24 protein-coding genes are annotated in these 20,082 nt (G+C 66.8%); 13 read left to right on the top strand and 11 right to left on the bottom strand.

Translation table 11 applies throughout. From position 1 onward, the window contains the following. Positions 1-13 precede the first annotated feature (13 nt). The 5 genes from WKW77_RS01260 to smpB all read right to left on the bottom strand — a co-directional run bounded on the left by WKW77_RS01260 (position 14) and on the right by smpB (position 2,833). Entirely contained in the window at positions 14-397 is a 384-nt protein-coding gene (locus tag WKW77_RS01260; protein ID WP_340355011.1) for a COG4315 family predicted lipoprotein, read from the bottom strand. Positions 398-442: 45 nt separating this feature from the next. Beyond that, positions 443-1,177, bottom strand: coding sequence for an anti-sigma factor family protein (locus WKW77_RS01255; protein WP_340355010.1), 735 nt, complete (start codon positions 1,175-1,177; stop codon positions 443-445). 12 nt (positions 1,178-1,189) lie between these two features. Next, a complete protein-coding gene (locus tag WKW77_RS01250; RefSeq protein WP_340355009.1) occupies positions 1,190-1,699 on the bottom strand; it encodes a sigma-70 family RNA polymerase sigma factor in 510 nt (169 codons plus the stop codon). Between the two features lie 68 nt (positions 1,700-1,767). Next, on the bottom strand, positions 1,768-2,343 hold the full coding sequence (locus WKW77_RS01245) for an LbetaH domain-containing protein (protein WP_340355008.1): 576 nt from the start codon (positions 2,341-2,343) through the stop codon (positions 1,768-1,770). 10 nt (positions 2,344-2,353) lie between these two features. Beyond that, a complete protein-coding gene (gene smpB / locus WKW77_RS01240) occupies positions 2,354-2,833 on the bottom strand; it encodes an SsrA-binding protein SmpB (RefSeq protein WP_340355007.1) in 480 nt (159 codons plus the stop codon). A 62-nt stretch (positions 2,834-2,895) separates the two neighbouring features. On the opposite strand from smpB, the gene WKW77_RS01235 reads away from it, so the two are divergent. Then, positions 2,896-3,342, top strand: coding sequence for a type II toxin-antitoxin system RatA family toxin (locus WKW77_RS01235; protein ID WP_340355006.1), 447 nt, complete (start codon positions 2,896-2,898; stop codon positions 3,340-3,342). Beyond that, a complete protein-coding gene (locus WKW77_RS01230; RefSeq protein ID WP_340355005.1) occupies positions 3,342-3,674 on the top strand; it encodes an RnfH family protein in 333 nt (110 codons plus the stop codon). The genes WKW77_RS01235 and WKW77_RS01230 overlap by 1 nt, the downstream gene beginning before the upstream one ends. Positions 3,675-3,693: 19 nt before the next feature. Here the strand turns inward: WKW77_RS01230 and WKW77_RS01225 are convergent, their stop codons facing one another. Beyond that, positions 3,694-4,212 carry a DUF4124 domain-containing protein gene (locus WKW77_RS01225; protein ID WP_340355004.1) on the bottom strand — a complete coding sequence of 173 codons (519 nt, stop codon included), beginning with the start codon at positions 4,210-4,212 and terminating at the stop codon, positions 3,694-3,696. A gap of 171 nt (positions 4,213-4,383) precedes the next feature. Between WKW77_RS01225 and guaB the strand changes: the two genes are divergently transcribed. The 6 genes from guaB to WKW77_RS01195 all read left to right on the top strand — a co-directional run bounded on the left by guaB (position 4,384) and on the right by WKW77_RS01195 (position 9,952). Continuing rightward, a complete protein-coding gene (gene guaB, locus WKW77_RS01220; protein WP_340355003.1) occupies positions 4,384-5,853 on the top strand; it encodes an IMP dehydrogenase in 1,470 nt (489 codons plus the stop codon). Between the two features lie 84 nt (positions 5,854-5,937). After that, the gene (locus WKW77_RS01215; protein WP_093160370.1) at positions 5,938-6,186 is read left to right on the top strand and encodes a type II toxin-antitoxin system Phd/YefM family antitoxin; all 249 of its coding nucleotides are present in this window, start codon (positions 5,938-5,940) and stop codon (positions 6,184-6,186) included. Beyond that, positions 6,183-6,617 (top strand): type II toxin-antitoxin system VapC family toxin, encoded by a 435-nt coding sequence (locus WKW77_RS01210; RefSeq protein ID WP_093158863.1) that lies wholly within the window; start codon positions 6,183-6,185, stop codon positions 6,615-6,617. Before WKW77_RS01215 ends, WKW77_RS01210 begins: the two co-directional genes overlap by 4 nt. A 3-nt stretch (positions 6,618-6,620) precedes the next feature. Continuing rightward, a complete protein-coding gene (guaA, locus tag WKW77_RS01205; RefSeq protein ID WP_340355002.1) occupies positions 6,621-8,234 on the top strand; it encodes a glutamine-hydrolyzing GMP synthase in 1,614 nt (537 codons plus the stop codon). Positions 8,235-8,346: 112 nt separating this feature from the next. Next, positions 8,347-8,610: a helix-turn-helix domain-containing protein gene (locus tag WKW77_RS01200; protein ID WP_340355001.1), complete on the top strand. Its 264-nt coding sequence runs from the start codon at positions 8,347-8,349 to the stop codon at positions 8,608-8,610. A gap of 1 nt (position 8,611) precedes the next feature. Beyond that, positions 8,612-9,952, top strand: coding sequence for a type II toxin-antitoxin system HipA family toxin (locus tag WKW77_RS01195; protein WP_340355000.1), 1,341 nt, complete (start codon positions 8,612-8,614; stop codon positions 9,950-9,952). Positions 9,953-9,980: 28 nt separating this feature from the next. On the opposite strand, the gene WKW77_RS01190 is transcribed toward WKW77_RS01195, so the two are convergent. The 3 genes from WKW77_RS01190 to WKW77_RS01180 are packed head-to-tail and all read right to left on the bottom strand — an operon-like array spanning position 9,981 to position 13,917. Beyond that, complete coding sequence (locus WKW77_RS01190; RefSeq protein ID WP_340354999.1) at positions 9,981-11,375, bottom strand: L-serine ammonia-lyase; 1,395 nt, start codon at positions 11,373-11,375, stop codon at positions 9,981-9,983. A 7-nt stretch (positions 11,376-11,382) separates the two neighbouring features. Next, positions 11,383-12,552, bottom strand: coding sequence for a M20 aminoacylase family protein (locus WKW77_RS01185; RefSeq protein ID WP_340354998.1), 1,170 nt, complete (start codon positions 12,550-12,552; stop codon positions 11,383-11,385). A 30-nt stretch (positions 12,553-12,582) separates the two neighbouring features. After that, positions 12,583-13,917 carry a DUF3100 domain-containing protein gene (locus tag WKW77_RS01180; protein WP_340354997.1) on the bottom strand — a complete coding sequence of 445 codons (1,335 nt, stop codon included), beginning with the start codon at positions 13,915-13,917 and terminating at the stop codon, positions 12,583-12,585. 125 nt (positions 13,918-14,042) lie between these two features. Here WKW77_RS01180 and WKW77_RS01175 point away from each other — a divergent pair, with 125 nt between their 5' ends. The 3 genes from WKW77_RS01175 (at position 14,043) to WKW77_RS01165 (ending at position 16,458) form a co-directional block, all read left to right on the top strand. After that, positions 14,043-15,002, top strand: coding sequence for a LysR family transcriptional regulator (locus WKW77_RS01175; RefSeq protein WP_340354996.1), 960 nt, complete (start codon positions 14,043-14,045; stop codon positions 15,000-15,002). 13 nt (positions 15,003-15,015) lie between these two features. Beyond that, positions 15,016-15,585 (top strand): DUF2889 domain-containing protein, encoded by a 570-nt coding sequence (locus WKW77_RS01170; protein ID WP_340354995.1) that lies wholly within the window; start codon positions 15,016-15,018, stop codon positions 15,583-15,585. 102 nt (positions 15,586-15,687) lie between these two features. Beyond that, entirely contained in the window at positions 15,688-16,458 is a 771-nt protein-coding gene (locus WKW77_RS01165; protein WP_340354994.1) for a class II aldolase/adducin family protein, read from the top strand. 21 nt (positions 16,459-16,479) lie between these two features. Here the strand turns inward: WKW77_RS01165 and WKW77_RS01160 are convergent, their stop codons facing one another. Further along, positions 16,480-17,553, bottom strand: a complete 1,074-nt coding sequence (locus tag WKW77_RS01160; protein ID WP_340354993.1) for a DUF72 domain-containing protein — start codon at positions 17,551-17,553, stop codon at positions 16,480-16,482. Between the two features lie 8 nt (positions 17,554-17,561). Continuing rightward, positions 17,562-17,840 carry a hypothetical protein gene (locus WKW77_RS01155; RefSeq protein ID WP_340354992.1) on the bottom strand — a complete coding sequence of 93 codons (279 nt, stop codon included), beginning with the start codon at positions 17,838-17,840 and terminating at the stop codon, positions 17,562-17,564. 43 nt (positions 17,841-17,883) lie between these two features. Between WKW77_RS01155 and WKW77_RS01150 the strand changes: the two genes are divergently transcribed. Together WKW77_RS01150 and WKW77_RS01145 are read left to right on the top strand one after the other, a co-directional pair. After that, on the top strand, positions 17,884-19,365 hold the full coding sequence (locus tag WKW77_RS01150) for a sensor histidine kinase (protein WP_340354991.1): 1,482 nt from the start codon (positions 17,884-17,886) through the stop codon (positions 19,363-19,365). Next, positions 19,362-19,985, top strand: coding sequence for a response regulator transcription factor (locus WKW77_RS01145; RefSeq protein ID WP_340354990.1), 624 nt, complete (start codon positions 19,362-19,364; stop codon positions 19,983-19,985). Before WKW77_RS01150 ends, WKW77_RS01145 begins: the two co-directional genes overlap by 4 nt. Positions 19,986-20,082 lie beyond the last annotated feature (97 nt).

The following is a 20,082-nucleotide window of genomic DNA, read 5'->3' as shown; positions in this document are numbered from 1 at the left end:
TGCCTGCCCAGGTTCAGGGGCGAGCGACCTTCCAGGCCCCGTTCAGCATGCCGTCACCGGTCTTGTCGCCGGGCTTGGCGTCCTTTGACCAGTAGTACAGCGGCGCGCCCTTGTAGGCCCACTGCTTCTTGCCGTCGTCGCGCATGACGATCGTGTAGGCGCCCATGGGCTTGGCGGTGTCGGCCACCGGGAGCGGCGGCCAGTTGGTGGCGCACGGACCGTTGCAGGCCGACTTGCCGCTGTTGGGCGTGTCACGGTCGAAGGTGTAGAGCGTCATGCCCGTCGGGCCGATCAGCACGCCGTCGGCGGTGCGGGTGGGCGTGTCCGGTGCGGGCGACATGCTTCCGCAGCCTGCAAGCAGGGCGGCAGTGAGGATCGAGGCGCTGAGCAGTTTCATGAAGTTTTCTCCTTCGGTTGAAAAAAAGCGGTACGAGGTCGCAGTCTATCCATCGGCCTTTTCGAGCTGACGGAACACCGCGGTGGCAAGCGTGAGCAGGGCGTCCCGCGAGAGCGGGCCGGTCAGTGCATAGCCGAAGCCGCGGTCGACCCAGTAGAAGCTGGGGACCGGGCCGTCGGCCGAGAAGCGGAATGCGGTTTCGTCGGCGCGCGGAGCACTCGACGATGGCCCCAGGCTGCCGACATAGAGCGTGAGCCTCTCGCCGCCGGCGCGCTCGAACATGAACTGCGCGCGAGCGCCTTCGCTGCCCGGCAGGAGCCGACCACCGACGAGCGCATACCCCTGCGCCGAAAGATCGGGCACCCGCAAGGGCTTGTCGAGCCGCTTGGACAGCCATTGGACGAGATGCTGCTGCTCGCCGGCGGCCACTTCGACCGGATGACGTTTCTCCGGCGCATAGACCACGTGCGCCACCGCGGCAGCATGAACGAACTCCCGTGCCGCCGGCGATCGCGCGAGCATCGAACCGGCATGGGCCCCGGACCATTGCGCACTGGCCAGCCAGCCCGCGCCGAATGCCATGGCGATCCCTGCAGCCATGCCGCCCCAGCGCGCCCACATGGCCTTGCGGGCGTGCGAGCGCGCGGCCAGTCCCGCCGCGGCCAGCAGGTTCGGCGGAATCGGCTCGTCCAGCACGTCGCGATGCAACTGCCGCAAGGCGTCACGCTGCGCCTTCCAGTCGGGGGAGCCGTCGTCGAAATCGGTATCGGTGGTCTTCATGACGTTGGCCGGCTATTTGAGGCGCCGCAGACCAGGGCGGGTCGTGACCGGCGGCGGCGCTGCTTCCATCAGTTCTCGGAGGCGATCGCGCGCCCGCGAAAGGCGCGACATCACGGTGCCGAGCGGAATGCCGAGCACCTTGGCGACCTGCGCATAGGACAGGTCTTCCAGCGCCACCAGCAGCAGCACGGCGCGCTGGTCCTCGGGCAGGAGCAGCACGCAACGCTGGAGATCGATGGCCTGGTCGCGATGTGACTCGACGACGCGCAGTTCGTGGATCACGTCTTCGACGTCGACCGTACTGCGTGCGGGTGCGCGGCGAATCTGGCTCGCGAACACGTTGTGCATGATCGTGAAGAGCCATGCACGGAGATCGGTGCCGGCGCTCCACAGGCGCCATTTGCCGCAGGCGCGTTCGAGCGTGTCCTGCACCAGGTCGTCGGCGGCCCATGCGTCACCCGTCAGCGCACGCGCATAGCGGCGCAGGCTCGGGATGTGTTCGACGATGGCGCTGGAATCCATGGATGCAGTGTGGCTGATGCTGCATGAACGCCTGGGGACCGGCGTTTATTCCACGCCCCGGAAAAAAATCAGCCGGCGTCTCTCAGGACGCGCCGCTTGAGCGGCTTGGCGGGGTTGCCACCATAGACGGTCCACGGGTCGAGCGAGCGGAATGCGACGCTGCGGGCGCCCAGCACCGCGCCTTCGCCGACTTCCACGCCGGGGCCGACGAAAGCCTCGGCCGCGATCCAGGCCTGCGGGCCGATCGTGATCGGCCGCGCGATCAACTGGAACGCAGGCGAGGAGATGTCATGGGTGCCGGCGCAGAGATGCGCGCCTTGCGACACCAGCGCACCGCGTCCGAGCGAGATCGGCGCCATGTTGTAGCAAGTCACCCGCTCGGCCAGAAGCGCGCGATCGGCCAGATGCAGGTGAGGGGGATACCAGACTCTCGCGCTGCCGCGCACGTCGCACGCCTGTCCCAGCTTGGCCCCGAAGAGCTTCAGGAGGAAGCGGCGCCAGAAGCCCATCTGCGGCGGCGTCCAGGACGCGAAGACCGCCCAGGTCACGTTCCAGACGGCGCGCAGGATCCGGTTGCCAAGCGAAAAGCTCGGGCCGCCTTCGAGCGGATTGACGCGCGAGGCGTCGAGGGGTCGCAGCGCCATCCGGGGTTCCTCAGCGGTTTCGGGTCTTCATGGCCCGTTCGACTTCACGCTTGCCTTCACGGTCCTTGATGGTGTCGCGCTTGTCGTGCTCGGCCTTGCCCTTCGCCAGGGCGATCTCGCATTTGACCTTGCCGGCTTTCCAGTGAAGGTTGATCGGGATGAGCGTGTAGCCCTTCTGTTCGACCTTGCCGATGAGACGGCGGATCTGCTCCTTGTGCAGAAGCAGCTTCTTGGTGCGCACCGAATCGGGCGTGATGTGGGTCGACGCCGAGCGCAGCGGGTTGATCTGGCAGCCGATCACGAACAGCTCACCTTCGCGGATCACCACGTAGCCGTCGGTCAGTTGGACCTTGCCTTCGCGCAGCGACTTGACCTCCCAGCCTTCGAGGACCATGCCGGCCTCGAAGCGTTCCTCGAAGAAATAGTTGTACGCGGCTTTCTTGTTGTCCGCGATCCGGGAAGTGGGGTCCTGCTTCTTTTTTGTGGCCATGGTGAGTCAAGTGAGGTCGGCATGGCTTCAATACAATCCGTCGCGCACGCTGTGCCCATTCTATGAAAACAGTCCACAAGTCCATCCTCATCTGGTACAGCGCCGACGAGATGTACGCCCTGGTGACCGATGTGGCCAAGTACCCGGAGTTCCTGCCGTGGTGCGACCGGTCCAAGGTGATCGAACAGGACGACTTCGGCATGACGGCCGAAGTCGGTCTTGCGTTCAGCGGCCTGCACAAGAGCTTCACGACGCGAAATACCCATGTGCCCGGCCGCGAGGTGCATCTGAAGCTCGTCGACGGACCTTTCTCCAATCTTGATGGCGTCTGGAAGTTCACGCCGGTGGGAGAAGAGGGCGAGCGGGCCTGTCGCGTCGAACTGAACCTCAGCTACGGCTTCAACAGCATCGCGCTGCAGACCCTTGTCGGCCCCGTGTTCGACAAGATCGCTTCCAATCTGGTCGAAGCCTTCGTGAAGCGCGCCGAGCACATCTACGGCGCTGCCTGATGCTGCAAGTGACGGTGGTTTGCTCGCCCGCGCCGCGCGAGGTCTTCGAGGAAATCGTGACCGTTGCCGACGGGGCGTCCGTGCGCGATGCGGTGCTTGCGAGCGGTCTTGGCGCGGCGTATCCGGCGTTCGACTGGCAGGCTGCGATGCCCGGGATCTGGGGGCGTTCCGTCGAATGGACCCAGGCAGTGGCCAATCTCGATCGCGTCGAACTCTGTCGCGCTCTTGCCGTCGACCCCAAGGTGGCCAGGCGCGAGCGCTTCAAGCAACAGGGAGCCCGGGGGACGGGGCTGTTCGCACGCCGCCGCAAGGGCGGGAAGGCGGGCTATTGACGGGCAGCTGCAGGGCCGCTCACTTGCAATCCGAATTGATCACGCCCTGAAGCCGTTTTTGTTCGGCGGCGCGCATGTCGTCATCGATGATCTCGCGTTCGCCCTGCGCATTGACGCGCGCCACGCGGATGCCGCTGTCCATCGTGGCCTTGCCTTCGCGGGCACGCTTGCAGTTGTCTGCCCTGGCCTGCGCGATCTTCTGCTCTTCGGCGGCCTGCTTGGCTTTTTCTGCTTCCTCGGCCTTGCGCGCCTTTTCCTCGAGTTCCTTGTCGACACCGGATGGCTTGGCGGCGGCGGTTGCGGCGGGCGCGGAGGAGGGTGCGTTCGCGCCGGCGCCCTCGGCTGCGGCCGGCGTGCTGAAGTTCAGGCGCTTGGCAGTGTTGGGCCTGCGCAGGATGTTCTTCTCGGGAATGTCGACCGGAGGCGCCTGATCGCTGAAGACTTTCTTGTTTTCCTTGTCGATCCATTGCCATTGCGCCTGGGCGCCCAAGGGCAGCAGGAACACCGAACCAATGACGAGGAGATGCGCGAGTTTCATGGGCGGCAGTTTAGCGTTCCCTTACGTTTTGCAACCAGAAGTCTGGCGTTTTCGCAACGCTCGAATCCGGATTCTGACCGGGTTTATGCCCTTGCAGGTGGGCAGATCCAAGCCCCTGCACCTGGGAAATGGCCGAGCGATCGTTACAATCCGTCTTTTGGAGCTTCACCCATGCGCCTTCTCGGCAAAGCGCTCACCTTCGACGACGTGTTGCTGGTGCCAGCCTATTCCCAGGTCCTCCCGAAGGACACCTCCCTCGCCACCCGGCTCTCCCGAAACATCACCCTGAACCTGCCCCTGGTCTCAGCCGCCATGGACACCGTGACCGAGGCCCGCCTCGCGATCGCGATGGCGCAGGAAGGTGGCATCGGCATCATCCACAAGAACTTCACGCCGGCCGAACAGGCCGCGCAGGTCGCCAAGGTCAAGCGCTACGAGTCCGGCGTCCTGCGCGACCCGGTCGTCATCACGCCGGCCCACAGCGTGCGGCAGGTGATCGCTTTGTCGGAACAACTCGGCATCTCGGGCTTCCCGGTGTGCGATCGCGGCAAGGTGGTCGGTATCGTGACCGGCCGCGACCTGCGATTCGAAAGCCGCTACGACGCGCCGGTAAGCGAGATCATGACGCCGCGCGAGCGGCTCATCACCGTGCCGGACGGGACCACCCTCGCCGATGCGAAGGCGCTGCTCAACAAGCACAAGCTCGAGCGGCTCCTCGTCATCAACGATTCCTGGGAGCTCAAGGGCCTGATCACCGTCAAGGACATCACCAAGCAGACCAGCTTCCCGAACGCAGCGCGCGACGCCAGTGGCCGCCTGCGCGTGGGTGCGGCCGTCGGCGTGGGCGAGGGCACCGAGGAGCGCGTCGAGGCACTGGTCAAGGCCGGTGTCGATGCGCTCGTCGTGGACACCGCGCATGGCCACAGCCAGGGCGTGATCGAGCGCGTGCGCTGGGTCAAGAAGAACTACCCGCAGGTCGACGTGATTGGCGGCAACATCGCGACCGGCGATGCAGCCCGCGCGCTGGCCGATGCCGGCGCGGATGCGGTCAAGGTCGGCATCGGCCCGGGCTCGATCTGCACGACGCGCATCGTGGCCGGCGTGGGCGTGCCGCAGATCATGGCGATCGACAACGTCGCGACCGCACTGCAGGGCACCGACGTGCCGCTGATCGCCGACGGCGGCATCCGCTATTCGGGCGACATCGCCAAGGCCATCGCAGCCGGCGCGAGCACGGTGATGATGGGCGGGATGTTCGCCGGCACGGAGGAAGCACCGGGCGAGATCGTGCTGTACCAGGGCCGCAGCTACAAGAGCTACCGCGGCATGGGCTCCATCGGCGCGATGCAGCAGGGCAGCGCCGATCGCTACTTCCAGGAATCGACGACCGGCAATCCCAACGCCGACAAGCTGGTTCCCGAAGGCATCGAAGGCCGCGTGCCCTACAAGGGCTCCATGGTGTCCATCGTCTACCAGATGGCAGGCGGCCTGCGCGCCAGCATGGGCTACTGCGGCTGCCCGACGATCGAGGACATGAAGAACAAGGCCGAGTTCGTCGAGATCACCGCCGCCGGCATTCGCGAGAGCCACGTGCACGACGTGCAGATCACGAAGGAAGCGCCGAACTACCGCGCCGAGTGATCGCTTGAAGCGGCATTCTGGCCAGACTTCAATTTCTGGCCGGAATGCCTATAATGGCCAGACTTTCCAAATCTGGTCAGACTCATGCAATACACCGGCATCTATGAGGCGAAGAACAACTTCTCGGCCCTGATCGAATCGGTCGAAAAGGGCGAGGAGGTTCGCATCACCCGGCACGGCAAGGAAGTGGCGCGCATTCTCCCGGTGCGTCGCAAGCCGGTGATCACCGACGAGCAGATCCAGCGCGAGCTGAGCCAGATCGACGCCTTGCACGCGATGATCCGGCCCGGCCCATCGGTGCGTGAACTCCGCGACGAAGGCCGGCAGGGATGACTGCCTTCGTCCTCGACGCTTCGGTGACGGCGGCTTGGCTGCTGCCCGACGAAGCGAACGAACATACCCGGCGCCTCTACGCGCTGATGCGCCGCGACGAGGTCGAGCCGCAGGCGCCGAACCTCTGGCAGTGGGAGTGCGCCAACATCATCGCCAACGGCGTGCGGCGCGGCCGGATTCCGCAAGCGGCCGTCGAGGGCCTGTGGTCGGTGCTCGAGGCGGTCCGGCATCGCGTCGAACTGCACGAAATGGCGCCTCCCCAGCACAAGGCATCGCTGGCCATCGCCATGGACAGCGGGCTTTCTTCCTATGACGCGGGCTACCTCTGGCTGGCTCGATCGCTCAATCTTCCCCTGGCCACCTTCGACAGGAAGCTGGCCGAAGCGGCGACCCAGTCCGGCATCCGCCTTCTCGATCTCTCCACGCTCTGACCTATGCAACACGACAAGATCCTCATCCTCGACTTCGGCTCGCAGGTGACGCAACTGATCGCGCGCCGCGTGCGCGAAGCCCACGTGCTCAGCGAAGTCCATCCCTGCGACGTCACCGACGACTGGATTCGCGACTACGCGAAGGACGGCCACCTGAAGGGCGTGATCCTTTCCGGCAGCCACGCCAGCGTGTACGAGGAAAGCACCGACAAGGCGCCCGAGGCCGTGTTCCAGCTCGGCGTGCCGGTGCTGGGCATCTGCTATGGCATGCAGACCATGGCGCATCAGCTGGGCGGCAAGGTCGAGAGCGGGCACAAGCGTGAATTCGGTTTCGCGGCGGTCCGTGCGCGCGGCCACACCGAGCTGCTGCGCGACATCGCCGACTTCACCACCGACGAAGGCCACGGCATGCTCAACGTCTGGATGAGCCACGGCGACAAGGTCACCGAACTGCCGCCGGGATTCAAGCTGATGGCCTCGACCGAAAGCTGCCCGATCGCCGGCATGGCCGACGAGGCCCGACACTTCTACGCGGTGCAGTTCCATCCGGAAGTCACGCACACGCAGCAGGGCAAGGCGATCCTCGAGCGCTTCGTGCTCGGCATCTGCGGCGCGAAGCCCGACTGGATCATGCGCGACCACATCGCCGAAGCCGTCGAGGCGATTCGCCAGCAGGTCGGCGACGAGGAGGTCATCCTGGGCCTTTCGGGCGGCGTCGATTCGTCCGTGGCGGCTGCGCTGATCCACCGCGCGATCGGCGACCAGCTCACCTGCGTGTTCGTCGACCACGGCCTGCTGCGCCTCGACGAAGGGGACATGGTCATGGACATGTTCGTCGGCCAGCTGCATGCGAAGGTGATCCGCGTCGATGCGAGCGAGCTGTTCCTCGGCAAGCTCGCCGCCGTGAGCGACCCCGAAGCCAAGCGCAAGATCATCGGCGGCGAGTTCGTGACCGTCTTCAAGCAGGAAGCGGCCAAGCTCACCAGTCAGGGCGCGAAGGGCGCGAAGTGGCTGGCGCAGGGCACCATCTATCCGGACGTGATCGAGTCCGGCGGCGCCAAGAGCAAGAAGGCGGTCACGATCAAGAGCCACCACAACGTCGGCGGCCTGCCTGAGCAACTGGGTCTGAAGCTGCTGGAGCCGCTGCGCGACCTCTTCAAGGACGAAGTGCGCGAACTCGGCGTCGCGCTGGGCCTGCCGCCCGAGATGGTCTATCGCCATCCGTTCCCCGGCCCGGGCCTGGGCGTGCGGATCCTGGGCGAGGTGAAGAAGGAATACGCGGACCTGCTGCGCCGTGCCGATGCGATCTTCATCGAAGAGCTGCGCAACTTCGTCGACAAGGAGTCCGGCAAGACCTGGTACGACCTCACGAGCCAGGCCTTCACCGTCTTCCTGCCGGTGAAGAGCGTCGGCGTGATGGGCGACGGCCGCACCTACGACTATGTTGTGGCGCTGCGGGCGGTACAGACCAGCGACTTCATGACGGCGGATTGGGCGGAACTTCCCTATGCGCTGCTCAAGAAGGTGTCCGGGCGCATCATCAACGAGGTTCGCGGCATCAATCGCGTGACCTACGACGTGAGCAGCAAGCCGCCGGCGACGATCGAGTGGGAGTGAATTGACGCTTGGGGGGCCGATCAGCCACTGCACTCATAGTTGTTTTTCAGATATTTGACGAATATCTGTATTTCAACTATTGTGCATTTAGCTGATTTTCAGGTATCCGACCATGCTGCCCACATCCCATGCACTGATCACTGCCGTCCAACTCGGCTCGGTACTGCAGGCGGCGCGCAAGGCGCAAGGCCTGACCCAAGCGGCGCTGGCGGGTCGCATCGGCCTGAGCCAGTCTCGGGTCTCCCATCTCGAATTGAACGCCGAGGAGTTGAGCGTCGGGCAACTCCTGGCCTGGTGCGCTGCACTGGGCTTGGAATTGACGGTCGGCACCCGCGGCAGTCCTGCGGCATCCTCTGCCACACACGCGGATTGGTGACATGGGCCGTCAATCGCACAGCCGCAGCTTGTCGATCTGGACCAACGGTGTTCGGGTCGGGCGATGGACCATTCCTGCTCGCGGAGAAATGGAGTTGCGGTACGACGGGGATTGGGTCGGCGCCGACATCGGCCGGCCGCTTTCGTTGTCGCTGCCGTTCAACTTGCAGAACCTGCCGCTCAAGGGCGAGAAGGTTGCGAACTACTTCGACAACCTGCTTCCGGACAGCGATGCCATTCGCAGGCGGGTGGCCGAGCGATTCAAGACAGGATCGACCGCCCCCTTCGATCTGCTGAAAGCCATCGGGCGCGATTGCGTGGGGGCGGTGCAGATCCTGGACGAGGACGAGATACCGACGGGCTTCGACCGCATCGACGGCGTGCCCCTGTCCGAAGAGGACATCGAGCGGCACCTGATCGAAACCGTCTCGCCGCAATCCTTTGCCGCGGCTCGGCTGCCGGATGCGGACTTCCGCATCTCCCTGGCCGGTGCCCAGGAGAAGGCCGCTTTCCTGCGGTGGGATGGACGGTGGCTCGCACCACGCGGCGCCACGCCGACGAGCCACATCTTCAAGCTCCCGCTGGGCTTGATGGGCGGGCGGCGCGCAGACTTCAGCACTTCCGTCGACAACGAATGGCTGTGCCTGCGACTGCTGAAAGCCTATGGGCTGAACGTCGCCGACGCCCGCATCGCGACCTTCGGCCGGCAGCGCGTGCTGGTGGTGGAGCGCTTCGACCGTCGTGTCTCGCCGAATGGAGAGTGGCTGATGCGCCTGCCCCAGGAGGATTTCTGCCAGGTCGAGGGCTGCTCGCCGCTTCGCAAGTACGAGAACGAGGGCGGTCCGGGACTCAAGGCTGTATTCGCCACGCTGCGGCAGTCGATGAACGCCGAGGCCGACATGAAAACCTTGATGGCGGCGCAAGTGCTGTTCTGGCTCCTGCGAGCGCCCGATGGCCATGCCAAGAACTTCAGCATCCAGCTTCTGCCGCGCGGCCGCTTCCAGTTGACCCGGCTGTACGACGTGATGTCGGCCTATCCGGTATTGGGCGACGGCCCCAACCAGTGGTCGCCGTACGAAATCAAACTGGCGATGGCTTTGCTCGGCAGGAACAGGCATTACGAGATGCACAACATCCAGCGCAGGCACTTCAACAGCACCGCGCGGAAAGTCGGCTTTGCCACGACCGCCGAGCCGATCATCGAAGAACTCCTCGAACGCACGCCAGCGGTCATCGCCGAAGTCCAGGGCGAACTGCCGGAGGACTTTTCACCGCGCGTCGCCGACACTCTCCTGGGCGGACTTGCACAGGCCGCCAAGGCCATCGGCGGGATGGTGCCGTAAGCCGGAAAGAACGCGCCTCGCGTCCTCGTCAGCACTCCACCACGTTGACCGCGAGCCCGCCGAGCGACGTTTCCTTGTACTTCGACTTCATGTCCTCGCCGGTCTGCATCATCGTGCGGATCACCGCGTCGAGCGACACGTAATGGCTGCCGTCGCCGCGCAATGCCATGCGCGCGGCGTTGATGGCCTTGACCGCGCCCATCGCGTTGCGTTCGATGCACGGGATCTGCACCATTCCGCCGACCGGATCGCAGGTGAGGCCGAGGTTGTGTTCCATGCCGATTTCTGCCGCATTCTCGACTTGGGCGGGCGACCCGCCGAGTACGGCTGCCAAGGCGCCGGCTGCCATCGAGCACGCGACGCCGACTTCGCCCTGGCACCCGACTTCGGCGCCCGAGATCGAGGCGTTGGCCTTGTAGAGCATCCCGATGGCCGCCGCCGTGAGCAGGAAGTCGACGATGCCGTCGTCCGAGGCACCGCGGCAGAACCTCGCGTAGAAGTGCAGAACGGCCGGCACGACGCCGGCGGCGCCATTGGTGGGCGCCGTCACCACGCGGCCGCCGGCAGCGTTCTCTTCGTTGGCAGCCATCGCGAAGGCGTTGACCCAGTCCATCGCGACTAGCGGGTCCGCGCCTTCGGCACTGCCGTCGCGTGCGAGCAGTTCGCGGTAGAGCTGCGGCGCACGACGCCGAATGTGCAGCGTGCCGGGCAGATGCTCGTTCGCCGACGGGTTGTCGATGCCGAAGCCTCGTCGAACGCATTGCTGCATCACCTGCCAGATGCGCAGCACGTCCGTGCGCACGTCGGCCGGAGCTCGCCAGACGCTTTCGTTGGCAAGCATCAGTTGCGCGACCGAAAGCCCGTGAGCCCGCGCCTGCGACATCAGTTCGTCGCCCGTCCGAAACGGATGCGGCCAGGTCGTGGCGGAGGCTTCACCTGCGGCGTTGCTCGGATCGCCTCGTTCGACGACAAAGCCGCCGCCGACCGAGAAGTAGCAGCGATCGGCCAGCGTCGCGCCGTCCGGTGCCCGCGCGATCAGCCGCATTCTATTGGGATGTTCGCTCAGCGACTCCTGCCCGGCGAATTCGATGTCGCGCAGCGGCTCGAAGGCGATCGGTTGTCGCCCCAGCAACCGCAACTCGCCCGATCGTCGGAGTTCCTGAATGCGTGCCTGCACCGCTCCTGGATCGACCGTGTCCGGCGCCTCGCCCATCAGGCCGAGGATGACGCCGACGTCGGTCGCGTGCCCATGGCCCGTCGCTCCGAGCGAGCCATAGAGCGTCACATGGACCCGCTCCGTGCGCGAAAGCAGTCCATCGTGCGCCAGTGCATCCGCGAACAGGCGCGCGCCGCGCATCGGCCCCACCGTGTGCGAGCTCGACGGCCCGATGCCGATCTTGAAGATATCGAAGACGGACAGCATCGACACACTATGCAACCGGAAGCTGCTGCCTGACCAGCGCCACCCAGTAGGCCGCGCCGAGCGGAAGGATGTTGTCGTTGAAGTCGTAGTAGGGGTTGTGCACCGGCGGGTCGTTCGGGCCTTCGCCGGCGCCGATGCCGATGTAGGCGCCGGGCCGCTTCAGCAGCATGAACGCGAAGTCCTCCGAGCCCATGGCCGGCTTGATGTCGGTGTCGACCTGCGCCTCGCCGACCAGGCTCGCTGCGGCCCGGGCCGCAGCGGACGTTTCTGCCGGGGTGTTGACCACGCCCGGATAGCCGCGCATGTAGTGGAGCGCCACGGTCGCGCCGTGCGTCTGTGCCATGCCGGCGCAGATCTGTCCCATGGCGGCCTGGAGCTTGTCCTGGATGGCTGCATCGAGCGTGCGCGCGGTGCCGCGCAGCACCACGGATTCTGGCACCACGTTCCAGGTGTCGCCGCCGTGGATCTGCGTCACGCTGACCACGGCCGATTCCGTCGCGCCGATGCGGCGGCTCACGATGGTCTGGAGGGCGTTGATGAGCTGCGCGGAGATCATCACCGGGTCGATGCCGGTTTCAGGCATCGCGCCATGGCAGCCCTTGCCGGTGATCACGATCTCGAAGGTGTCGAGGTACGCCGTCATCGTGCCGGTGCGGATGCCGAAGCGGCCGCGCGGCATGCCGGGGAAGTTGTGCATGCCGTACACCGCATCGGCCGGAAACTGCTCGAAGAGGCCGTCCTCGACCATCTTGCGGCCGCCGCCTTCGTTCTCCTCCGCGGGCTGGAAGACGAAATGCACCGTGCCGCGGAACGGCTTGTGGCGCGCCAGGTGGTGCGCCGCGCCGAGCAGCATCGCGGTGTGGCCGTCGTGCCCGCAGCCGTGCATCTTGCCGACGCAGGTGGACTTGTGCGGACGATCGCCCAGCTCGGTCATGTTGAGCGCGTCGAGATCGGCACGCAGCGCGATGCTGGGGCCATCGCCGTTGCGCAGGGTGCCGACCACGCCGGTGCCGGCCAGTCCGCGATGCACCGGAATGTCCATCAGCATCAGCGCGTTGGCCACGAGGTTGGCGGTGCGGTGCTCCTCGAAGGCGGTTTCCGGGTTGGCGTGGATGTCGCGGCGCCACGCCAGCATCTGGGTGCGGGTGTCTTCGGCGATCTCGGGTTCGCGGTACATGGGCAGTCCGTTCAATTCGTGGGGGAGGGGTCAGTGGAAGAACTCGGCGATCAGGGTGGCGCCGAGGAAGGTGCCGGCCGTCGCGGTGAGCGACACCACCACGATGCGCCAGCCGAGCTGCCGGAAGATCGGCAGGTCCTTGGCGACCGAGAAGCCCGCCAGCGCCAGCACCGGCGTCGTGAATGCAAGGAAGTTGAGCTTGGCCGTCGCCGCGATGAGCGCGTCCGAGAACGGCAGCAGGCCGGGAATGCCGACGATCGTCGCGACCAGCGAGAGCAACAGCACCATCGGCATCCTCGGGACGAGGCGCTTGGCGGTGTCGACCAGCAGCACGATGGCGATGATCGCGAGCATGCCCGCAAGCGATTGCAGCAGCGGCACCTTGTACGAGAGCAGGTTGCCGATCATCACGCCGCCGGTGATGACGCTCCAGGCGATCAGCTTGTCGGCAAAGGAGAGATCCGGTGCGTGGATGCCGGCCGATGCCAGTGGGGCCGTTTGAGTCGGCTGGCGCTTCGAGAAGCGGCCCAGCACCGGTTCGAGCTTGCCGTAGAGCCACGAGCACAGCGGCAGCGACAGGAAGAGTGTGAAATAGAAGCCGACCACCGTGGTCAGCAGGTTGGACGCGGCGGCGATCGCCGTGAGCTGCGGCACCATCTCCGCCGGCTGCTGGGCGCCGATGGCACCGATGGCCGCGGCCATCAAACTGCCCGAGCCGACCCCGGCGCCCATCGCGAGCGAGCGCGGATCGAAGATGTGCAGGCTTGTGATGAAGCCCGCGAGCACCGCGATGAACAGCGCGCCGAGCACCGTGCCGGTGATGTATTCGGCCAGCACGCCGCGGCCCTCGGGAGAGGCCATGCCGTACTTCTCGCCGATGATCACGAGATTGCCTTCGCGGCCGACCGAGAAGGTCGCGCCGACGGCTTCGCGCTTGATGCCGAGCAGCAGCGCCAGCGGCAGGCCCAGCGCGAGCGTGCCGAGTGCATGGCCGAACTCCTGAAAGACGAGCGCCCAGCCTGCCTGGCGGACCTGCGGCAGCGCCGCGCCCACCGTCAGGCCCAGCTTGACCATGAAGAGCAGAAGCCCGGCATTGAGCAGCCCGCCCGCATAGGCTTGCAAACCGGCCGTCACACGGCCGACCTGGGGCACGTGGCGCGCGGCGATTCCCCAGGCGGCCGCGATGAGCAGCGCCCACAGCATGGGCAGCAGCACCACCTTGCCGGGACCGAGCTTGAACTGTGCGGACCCGATCAGCTCGGCGATCGCCACGACGATCAGCGAAACGACGACGAGCTTGAATTTGCCTGTGCCGGACTCGTCCAGTGATTCGGACGCAAGCGTGGCGGAAGCGGCGGAAGTCATGTGGGGCGGAACCTTGAGTAAGAGGTTAAGACGGCGCGCCAAGTCTGAAAGAAAGCCCGACGTGCATCAATGACAGAATCACAGGATCTTTGTTGCATTGAATGCAACGCTCGGAGAGACGCGCCATGGACGACAAGCTGGAAACCCGCCGCCTTCGGTACTTCATGCAGGTGCTTGAGAGCGGCTCCGTTCGCGGTGCTGCGGAGGTCCTCGGCATGGATGCGTCGGCGGTCAGCCGGGCGGTGGCCCTGCTGGAGACGGAATGCGGCGCCCGACTGCTCGAGCGGCGCGGCCGGGGCGTCGCGCCCACCGATGCGGGCGACCTGCTCGCCAGCTACCTGCGCCGCCAGCAAAGCCAGAAGCAGCATCTGCTGGCACAGCTCGACAGCATCCGCAAGATCGAGCGCGGCCACATCGACATCGTGGCCGGCGAGGGCTTCGTCGACTGGCTGATGCGCAACAGCCTGCGCACCTTCATGCAGTCGCATCCCAAGATCACGATTGCGCTGGATGTGGGCAGCAGTGACGAGATCGTCAAGCGCATCGTGGACGAGCGCGCGCACGTCGGCATGCTGTTCCAGCCGCCGAAGGACGAGCGCCTGCGCTCGCACCATTCCCACCCGCAGCCGATCCAGACGCTGGTGCTGGCGAGCCACCCGCTCGCGCGGCTCGGACGGCCGCTCAAGCTGGCGGACCTGCAGGCCTATCCAGGCGCGACCCTGCATCGCGGCTTCGGTGTGCGACAGCACATCGAGGCCGCGGAGATCAGCGAAGGCGTGCGCCTGAACGCGCTGCTCACCACGAGCTCGTTCAGCGCGCTCGGGCACTTCGTGGCGGCAGGGTTGGGGTATGCACTTTCGACGCGCCTCTCGCTGCCGGCGCATCTGGACACGGCCGAGATCAGCGCATTGCCGATGAAGAACCCGCTGCTGCACCAGGGCCGCACCCACGTGATATCGCGCCACGGCCGGGTGCTGTCCCCGGCGGCGATGGAATTGCTGCGGCAGATCGTCAGCGATACCGCCGACCCGCTGCGAAGGGTCAACCAGTGCCCGCAAGACGACTTCCCCGACGCTCGGGCATGATCGTGCGCCAGCCATGCCATTGCCACCACCCACTGCAGAACGCGACCCTGTGCACGGGCGCACCATCACCCTCCGCGGCTATCGCCGCAGCGACGGCCTCTGGGATGTCGAAGGCCATCTGTGCGACGTGCGCGACCAGCATTTCGTCTTTCCTGGCGGGGAGCGGCCCGGCGGGGAAGCGATCCATTCGATGCGACTACGCCTGACCGTCGATTCGACGGCGCTCATCGTCGACGCGGTGGCATCGACCGATGCCGCCCCGTTCCCGAATGCCTGCGGCGACATCGCGCCCGACTATGCGCGGCTGATCGGCCTGCGCGTCGGCCCGGGGTTCAGCCGGCAGACCGCCCGGCTCTTCGGCGGCGTTCGCGGCTGCACGCACATGTCGGAGCTGCTGCGCACCATGGGCACCGGCGTGCTCCAGACCTTGGCCGGGACCCGGCTCGGCGTGTCCGAAACCGAAAAGCCTCTCCAGCTCGACGGGTGCCATGCGCTCGCGACCGACGGACCGCGCGTCGCCGCGTTCTATCCGCGCTGGTACCGGCCCAAGCGCGAAGAAGCCGAAGCGTCCGATCCGTCGTAGGCGAGGGCACCGGCGCGTTCGCCGGTTGCACAGGTTCGGGCGATCTGATTCACTACGCCGACCGGCGTCGAGCCGGCACTCCCCCGACCCCAGGAGGCCATCGTGCAGATCGGCGTGCAGAACTTCGTGACCCGAACCCCGCCGCGCTTCGACACCAAGGAGGCCGAGCGAACGCATTCCCTGCAGCGCCTCGCCGCCGCCTGCAGGATCTTCGGGCGGCGTGGCTTCTCGGAAGGCCTCCTGGGCCATGTGACGGTTCGCGACCCCGAGCTGCCCGACCACTTCTGGGTCAACCCGGTCGGAGTCGCGATGCATCAGGTGAAGGTGTCGCATCTGGTGCAGGTCGATCCCGAAGGCAAGGTCGTGTGCGGCAGCGGCATGGTCAACCCGGTCGGACTGCTGCTTCACACGGCGGTCCACCGCGCACGCCCGGAAGTGAACGCGGTCTGCCACGCGCACGCGCTTCATGCGTCGACCTGGTCGTCCTTCGAACGGCTGCTGGACCCCATCACGCAGGACGCGTGCATCTTCTTCGGGAACCAGGCGCTGATCCGCGAGCCGCGCGTGGTGCGCGATCCCGAGGCGGCAAGCCGGTTCGCAGCCGGTTTCGGCGAGAGCCGCGTCGCGATCCACGCCGGCCACGGCATCTTCACGACGGGCCAGAGCATCGACGAAGCGGCGTGGTGGTTCGTGCTGATGGAGCGCTGTTGCGAAGCCCAGCTCATGGCCGAAGCCGCCGGCAAGCCGACGCATTGGCGCGAGGAGGACGCGCGCTGGCTTGCATCGGTGCTGGGTTCGCCGACCTTCGGCTGGTTGTCTTTCCAGACCTTGTGGGACGAGATCATCGCGAGCGATCCGGATCTGGTGGATTGACGCGCTCACCGGCGCGCGTTCTCAGCGCTTCGCCGCGAGCTGCCGGTGGATCTCCTCGGCCAAGGCCTGCACCGTTTGGGGCGCAGAGCCCTCGGCCTTGTTGCTGATGGTGACGTAGGCGCGCTGGCCCGCGCCGGTGGCGCCGACGATCACGCGCGCGAGCGTTGCCCGGGTCGCGGGGTCGACGTCGACCAGCTTGTCGAAAGGCTCGTAGAGCGCCTTCGCGTCCTCGTAGCCGTAGGCGCCGTGCAGCCGATTGAGGTTCCAGCGACACACCAGCGGACCGGGCCAGAGCGCGCGCAGGAGCGGAAGCTGCGCCTCGATCGGCGGCAGCTTGGGATGAAGGCCCAGGCAGTAGGTCGCGCCCGCGTCGCGCAGCACGTCGCAAAAGGCGGGCGTGAGGAACTCCGGGTTGCGCACTTCCACTGCGATCACGCCGTCGGGCGCGACCGGCCGCAGCGCAGGCAGTGCACGCAGCATGGTGCCGAGCCGCCCCAGAATCTCCGGCATGCGGGCGAGCATCGGGCCGGGCAGGGGGCTGAGCTGGAAAACGAGCGCGCCCACCTTGTGACCCAGCCCGTCCAGCGCCGGCTGCACGAATTCCATGGCAGCCAGCGCCGGATCGAGGAAGGCCGGGTTGGCCTGCATGCCGCGCCCGTCCTCGCCGCGCACCATCGCGTCCGCGACGAGGCTCGGCGCCTTCACGGTGAAGCGGAAGTCCTCCGGCACCTGCGCCGCGTAGACCGCGAATTGGGTCGCGGTGAGCGGCTTGTAGAAGCTGCGGTCGATGCTCACGGAGCGGAACAGCGGATGCTGCGCATAGGCCGCGAGCCCGTGCTTCGACAGCACCGACTGTTCGTATTCGCCCTCCCAGACCATGCAGGCCCAGCCGGGGAAGTGCCATGACGAGGTGCCGAGCCGGAGGTTGGACGGCAGCTCGCGTGCAAGCGCCTGCAGGACGGGATCGGGCGGCGCCGGCAGCACCTTGGTCGTGCGCGCCGGGGCGCGCTTCTTCTGCGCGGGCGCGGGCTCAGGCTCGCGCGCTGCAACGGGTTCGTCCGCACCCTCGAAATCGTCGAACAGCGAGTTCTGCATGCGCCGCCTCACTCGGGTTCTGCAAGCACGAAGCTCGTCTTCAGGCCCTGCGTCGCCGAAGGGCCGAGCCACAGGTCGAAGACACCGCCCTCAACCGTGGGCTTCAGCACCTGGCCGATGAACATCGGCGAATAGGGGCTGGGCTGGCCGACCTTTTCCTCCACCGTCATCCGGCCTTTGGGTGATTCGATGCGCGCATCGGCCATCGCCTGCTGCCTCGCGTCGGTGGAACAACCGGCGGCGAGAACCACGGCCAGCGCCGCAAGGGCAAATCTCCAAACTGTCATCGTGCGGGATTTTCGCGGAAGCGCGCCGGGCACAATCCGCGCCATGAGGCAATGGTTGCGCACACACGGGGGCTGGTGGCTCGCTTGGCTGCTGGTCAGTGGCGTCGGTGCGGCCTGGATCGCGCGCGGCGAGATCCGGCAGTTGCAGGAGGACTTCGAGGTCAATGGCCGCATTGCGCACCGGCTGATGAGTCAGCAGGTGGTGCAGTACGACGCGGTGCTCGCGACACTCGCGCTGCTGGAGCCCGCACCCGCGGGCGCGCCCGAACGGCGGCTGTCGTCGGTGTATCCGTCGATCCTCGCGGTTCAGCGGCACGAAGCCGGCACCCCGTGGGCGGACCCCGCGTTGGCGGCGGCGGAAGCCCGCTCGCGTGAATTGCGCAGGGCGGAGTACGTGGCCGACGATTTCGCAGGCGGGCGCTACAGGCTGATGATCGGCGCAGCGCCCCTCAGCTACCTCGTCGACGTCGACCTCGCGGCCACGGTGCCCTGGCGCGACTGGCCGATGGACCCGAAGACCAGTCCCGTGCGCGTGGTGCTCGACAAGGACGGGCAGCACTTCGTCGTTCAGCCGGGGGACACAGCCGCATCCGGTGGATGGCGCTTCGACTTTCGCAAGACGCTCGCCTCGGACAGCCAGGGTTTCGAACTGATCGCGGACCGCCATGTCTCGTGGCGCGAATTGCCCTGGGGCACGATGGCCGGGTGGGCGCTCGCGGTAGCGGTGGTGCTCGGCGGCGCGCAGGCCCTGCGGCGACAGCGCATCGAGCGGCGCCGCGCGGAGGATCTGCTGCGCCTCGGGCAGGTCGCGCGCCTCAACGCGCTGGGCGAACTCGCGGCCGGCATGGCGCATGAGTTGAACCAGCCCTTGACGGCGGTGCTCGCCAATACGCAGGCCGCGCGGCGGCTGTTGGACGACGATCCGCCGGAACTCGCCATCGCGCGGGATGCGATGAAGCAGGCGAGCGAACAGGCGCGCCGCGCGGCGGATGTGGTGGGGCGGCTGCGGCGGGTGATCGAGCGGCCGGACCGGTCGGGAAGCACCCAGCCCGTGGTCGTCCAGGACGTGGTGCGCGGTGCGCTCCATCTGCTCGCGCCCGAGTTCGCGCGCCGCGCCGTCACCCCGGCCTTCGAGGACACGGTGCAGGCACCCGTCGTGGTGCTGGCGGAGCCGGTCGCGCTCGAACAGATCGTGCACAACCTGCTGATGAATGCATTGCAGGCACTCGAAGACGTGCCGGCCGGCGAGCGCCGCCTGCATCTGGCGATCGGCCATCAGGGCACCCAGGGCGTGCTGACCGTGACCGACAGCGGGCGCGGCATCCCGCCCGATGCCTTGCCGCGCATCTTCGAACCCTTCTTCAGCACGCGCGAAGGCGGTCTGGGCCTCGGCCTCAGCCTGTGCGAGACATTGGCGGTCGGCATGGGCGGCACGCTGAGCGCCGAACAGGCAGCGCCGCGTGGCGCGCGATTCATCCTGCGACTGCCGCTGGCGGCTGCGGACACCGGGAAGCCGAGCGCATGAACGAGCCGCAATCCCCCCTGATCCATCTGATCGACGACGACCGCGCGGTGCGCGAGAGCCTCGCGCTGCTGATCGGCACCGTCGGGCTTCGTGCACAGAGCTGGTCCGACCCGCTAGCCTTCATGGAAGGCTTCGACCGCAACAGCATCGGTGCGATCGTGCTCGATGTCCGCATGCCGGGCATCAGCGGGCTCACCGTGTTGGACACGCTGATCACGCAAGGTGTCGACCAGCCGGTGATCATGCTCACCGGCCACGGCACGGTGGAGATGTGCCGGCGAGCGTTCAAGTCGGGCGCGGCGGAGTTCCTGGAAAAGCCGGTGGACGACGAGCAGTTGCTCGAAGTGGTGCAGCAGGCGGTGCGCCAGCACGTGCGGTCACGCGAGCGCACCCAGGCCGATCAGGCGGCGCGGGACCGCTATGCGCAGTTGTCGGAGCGCGAACGCGAAGTGCTGGGTTTCATCGTCACCGGCCTCACGAACAAGGAGATCGCACGGACGCTCGCGCTATCGCCGCGGACGGTCGAGACCCATCGCGCCAATCTCTTCGCCAAGCTCGAATGCGATTCTCTGGCGCGACTGATCCGGCGCTATGCGGCGCTCGTGGACGGGGACGGCTGACACGGGCGCTCCGTAGTTCTACGGAGCGCCGCGCGTAGCCGTACGAATACCTTTGCGGAGGCGGGACTCCTAAAGTTGCCCTGCGGCTGGCGAAGCG

It is taken from the genome of Variovorax ureilyticus (assembly GCF_037889935.1).
Classification (GTDB): domain Bacteria; phylum Pseudomonadota; class Gammaproteobacteria; order Burkholderiales; family Burkholderiaceae_C; genus Variovorax; species Variovorax ureilyticus.
This window is presented reverse-complemented; position numbering and strand designations above follow the sequence as displayed.